Source organism: Daejeonella sp., from assembly GCF_044342615.1.
Classification (GTDB): domain Bacteria; phylum Bacteroidota; class Bacteroidia; order Sphingobacteriales; family Sphingobacteriaceae; genus Daejeonella.
Window position 1 is genome coordinate 1 of the sequence record NZ_JBIIPN010000185.1, and the last position, 4,063, is coordinate 4,063.

Sequence of the window (4,063 nt, forward strand, 5' to 3'; positions counted from 1 at the left end):
AATAAAGAATGATTTAGTTTTGACTGTTGTAACTGGCTATTTATCTGTGTTAAATGCACAGGATATTTTAATCGCCTCACAGCAACAACTGGCTATTTCGAAACAACAATTAGATATTGAACAAAAGTTTTTTGATGTTGGGTCAAAAACTCTTGCCGATTTATCACAAGCTAAATCTCAACTTGCTACTGCAGAACTTAATGTTACCAATGCTCAAAATCAGGTAGATCTTGCATTTTTAAATCTTGCGCAGCTATTAGAGCTTGATCCTTCTTCAATATTTGTTGTTGAAAAGCCGAAAATGGAAGATATGTCGAAGATTAATTCTGCGTATTCCGCGTCAGATGTTTTTAAATCTGCTGCTTCTAGCTTCCCTGATATTCGTTTAGCTGAATTGAGAAGACAGGCTTCTGAAAAAGGAATTGATATCGCCAAAGGGAATTACTATCCCTCATTAAATCTGCAATCAGGTTTCGGAACTCGATATTCAAATGGTGCTTTTGGAAATAATGGTTTTACCAATCAAATTAAAGATAACTTCAATCAATTTATAGGATTCGGATTAAGTATCCCCATTTTTAATGGTATGGCAGTACGTTCTTCAGTTAGAAGAGCTAAAATCAATTTCCAAAATTCATTGCTCAATGAGCAATTGGCAAAAAATAACCTTAATAAAGTTATTAATCAAGCAGTATATGATCTAAGAGCAGCCGAAAAACGTTATTATTCAACATTAACAGCTTTTGAATCATCGAAAGAAGCATTCAACGTGATTGAACAACGTTATTCAGTTGGTTTGGTAAACTCTTTGGATTATAATCAGGCTCAAACAAATTTAAATAAAGCACAATTCGACCAGATACAGGCACAATATGATTTTATTTTTAGAAGTAAAGTCATTGATTTTTATCTGGGTAACCCTTTAACATTTTAATTAAAACTCCTTTTTCCTTATAATCAAAACATGGCAAAGAAAAATAATACATTAAAATATGTGCTCATTGGAGCAGGAATACTTCTAGTAGTGGCAGTAGCCGGAAATAAACTCGGCTGGTTTGGTAAGAGTGAGGTGACTCAGGTTGCCGTTGAGAAAGCAGAGAAACGTACAATTGTAGAAACGGTATCAGCAAGTGGTAAGGTTCAACCAGAAATTGAAGTGAAGTTAAGCGCGGAAGTCTCAGGTGAAGTAGTTGAACTTCATGTTAAAGAGGGCGATGTAGTAAAAAAAGGTCAATTATTATGTAGGGTTCGTCCAGATGTTCTTCAATCGGGTTTTGATCGTGCCGTAGCCTCTTTAAATAGTCAGAAGGCATCTTTGGCAAGCACGCAACAGCAACTAAAGCAGGCAGAAGCTAATTTTGCCAATGTTTCAGCTAAATACAAGAGAAATCAAGAGCTTTTTGCTAAAAAAGTTTTATCGGCAGCAGAATTTGATGCAGTAAAGGCAGAATTTGAAAGTTCTAAAGCCAATTTGGAGTCGGTACGTCAAAATGTAGTGGCTTCTAAATTCGGAGTAGATCAATCTAATGCAGTAGTAAAAGAAGCTGGTGCTAATTTAGCGAAGACTTCAATTTTTGCGCCTGTTGATGGTGTTATTTCAAAACTTTCAATTGAATTGGGAGATCGTATTTTGGGTACTTCTCAAATGGCTGGGACTGAAATAATGAGAATTTCAAATCTTAGTTCAATGGAAGTGAGTGTGGATGTTAATGAGAGTGATATCAATCGCGTTTCTATCGGAGATTTAGCTGATATTGAGGTGGATGCCTTCCAAAATCAAAAATTTAAAGGTGAAGTTACTGAAATTGCTAGCTCATCAAGCATTGTTGGAACCTCAACTGATCAGGTTACTAACTTTACCGTTAAGGTGCGTATTTTACCTGAATCATATGCTAAATTGGTGCGTTCTGATTCAGCTAATCCATCTCCATTCCGTCCGGGATTGTCAGCAACAGTAGATATTCAAACAGAACAATATACTGGTATCGCTGTCCCTATTCAATCGGTGACTACCCGTGAGAAGAAAAAGGAAATTAATGAATCAGAAGGTGAGGTTAAACCAGCTTCAGCCAAAGATGAAAAAGATAAATTAAAAGATACTGAACCTGTTAAGGAATATGTTTTCGTTTACAGTGCAGGTAAAGTTAAACAGGTTTTAGTAACTACAGGAATCCAAGATGATACTTATATTTTGATTAAATCTGGATTAAAGGGTGGTGAAGAGGTGGTTTCTCTTCCATTTACTGCCATTTCCAAAACATTGAAAGATAGTGTGGTAGTTGAAAAAGTTGAAAAGGAAAAGCTTTTTACAGGCGAAAAGAAAGACTAATTTCTAAGATTTTCTTAACTTGTCCCGGTCGATTAATTGTATTTACATCAATTAATCTATCGGGATTTTTATTATGACGCATATTCACAAAAAGATAGCCGTTGTTGGAGGAGGTAGTTGGGCGACCGCCATTATCAAGATATTGTCGGATAATCTTATCGAAAAGGAGATTTTCTGGTGGATGCGTAATGAGGAAGCTATTAAGCATATTCGCCAATACAATCATAATCCTCATTACCTCAGCTCTGTGGAGATAAAAGTCCCAGATAGCAATTTAAGTTCAAACCTTAAGGATATTATTACCGCATGCGATTTCATTTTATTGAATGTGCCGGCAGCATTCTTGAAAGAAACCCTAAAGGATATTAGTCCCGAAGATCTCAAAGGAAAAAAAATTATTTCTGCCATTAAAGGGATTGTTCCTGATGAGAATATGATAATCGGTGAGTTTATGAACCAACATTTTCATATTCCATTTAGTGATATTATAGTGATTAGCGGTCCCTGTCACGCAGAGGAAGTAGCACTTGAAAAACTATCTTATCTTACTATTGCATCTCAAGATACTGAATTGGCTTCTCATTTCTCATCCATGTTAAATACACGATATATTAAAACAAATGTATCGGATGATATTTTCGGGACTGAATATGCCGCAGTATTGAAGAATATTTATGCTGTAGCTAGTGGCATTTGCCGCGGTATTGGCTATGGGGATAATTTTCAAGCGGTTTTAATTTCAAATGCAATTCGTGAAATTGAAAGTTTTGTAAATGCGATACACCCTATTGATCGAGATATTAAAGAATCGGCTTACCTTGGCGATTTACTCGTAACGGCCTATTCTCAATTTAGCCGTAACCGAACCTTCGGTAATATGATAGGGAAGGGCTATACCGTGACTTCAGCACAATTAGAGATGAACATGATAGCAGAAGGTTATTATGCGGTGTATTGCCTTCATCAGATAAATAAGACCTACAAAGTAAATATGCCTATCTGTAGAGCAGTTTATGCAATTCTCTATGAAAGACATTCTCCGCAGATTGAAATGAAGTTGCTTTCTGAGCAGTTGACGTAAATCAGTTGGCAGTTGTCTGTTATCAGTTGTCAGGCATGCGACATACGTTACCCGGTGGCTGAGGTACTCGAAGCCAGGGGTATAGTTGGTTAGTAGTTAGTTGGTTAGGCTAGCGACATTTCAATTAGTATTTAGTACAAAGTATTTAGATATGAGAAATGTCCTTAATCTTTGTTCCTTATTTCTTGCTCTAATTTCCGCAATCACAAAAATCAAATAAATCATCGTTCAGACAATTTAGTTGGTTAGTAATTAGTTGGTTAGACATGCGACAACAGCTACCCGGTGGCTGAGGTTCTCGAAGCCATTTATTAATCGTAGGAAAAGAGTTATCAGTTTTTCGTCCTTACTCCATGCTCTTTATTCCTTCTTAACAAAAAAGAGCAAGAAAAAAAGACAGATTTTCCATCAATTTTTCTTGCTCTTAAATTATTTGGCTGTTGGATTTTAGTTCCTTCTGCGTCTTTCGCCGCTGCCGCCTTCACGACGTCCGCCAGTGCCTGCACTTGAACTTCCGCTACGATCTTCACGGCGCTTCCCTGAAAAATCACGGAAACCACCACCGCTGCCGCCTTCGCGTCCACCTTCGCGTCCACCTTCACGACGACCGCCGCCACTTCCGCCACGGTAACCACCGCCACTTCCGCCTTCAC

4 protein-coding genes are annotated in these 4,063 nt (G+C 37.4%); 3 read left to right on the plus strand and 1 reads right to left on the minus strand.

Features of this window, described 5'->3' with window-relative positions; genetic code table 11:
• The 3 genes from ACIQ0D_RS11935 to ACIQ0D_RS11945 all read left to right on the plus strand — a co-directional run.
• Positions 1 to 934: TolC family protein (locus ACIQ0D_RS11935; RefSeq protein ID WP_395805910.1), on the plus strand; the 934-nt coding region annotated here is incomplete at its 5' end.
• Between the two features lie 30 nt (positions 935 to 964).
• Positions 965 to 2,329 (plus strand): efflux RND transporter periplasmic adaptor subunit, encoded by a 1,365-nt coding sequence (locus ACIQ0D_RS11940; protein WP_395805912.1) that lies wholly within the window; start codon positions 965 to 967, stop codon positions 2,327 to 2,329.
• A gap of 73 nt (positions 2,330 to 2,402) precedes the next feature.
• Entirely contained in the window at positions 2,403 to 3,410 is a 1,008-nt protein-coding gene (locus tag ACIQ0D_RS11945) for an NAD(P)H-dependent glycerol-3-phosphate dehydrogenase (protein WP_395805914.1), read from the plus strand.
• Between the two features lie 447 nt (positions 3,411 to 3,857).
• On the opposite strand, the gene ACIQ0D_RS11950 is transcribed toward ACIQ0D_RS11945, so the two are convergent.
• Positions 3,858 to 4,063: hypothetical protein (locus ACIQ0D_RS11950; protein ID WP_395805916.1), on the minus strand; the 206-nt coding region annotated here is incomplete at its 5' end.

Coding starts and splice junctions, on each gene's coding strand:
- ACIQ0D_RS11940 (WP_395805912.1), top strand. CDS start 965: ATGGCAAAGAAAAATAATACATTAAAATATGTGCTCATTGGAGCAGGA.
- ACIQ0D_RS11945 (WP_395805914.1), top strand. CDS start 2,403: ATGACGCATATTCACAAAAAGATAGCCGTTGTTGGAGGAGGTAGTTGG.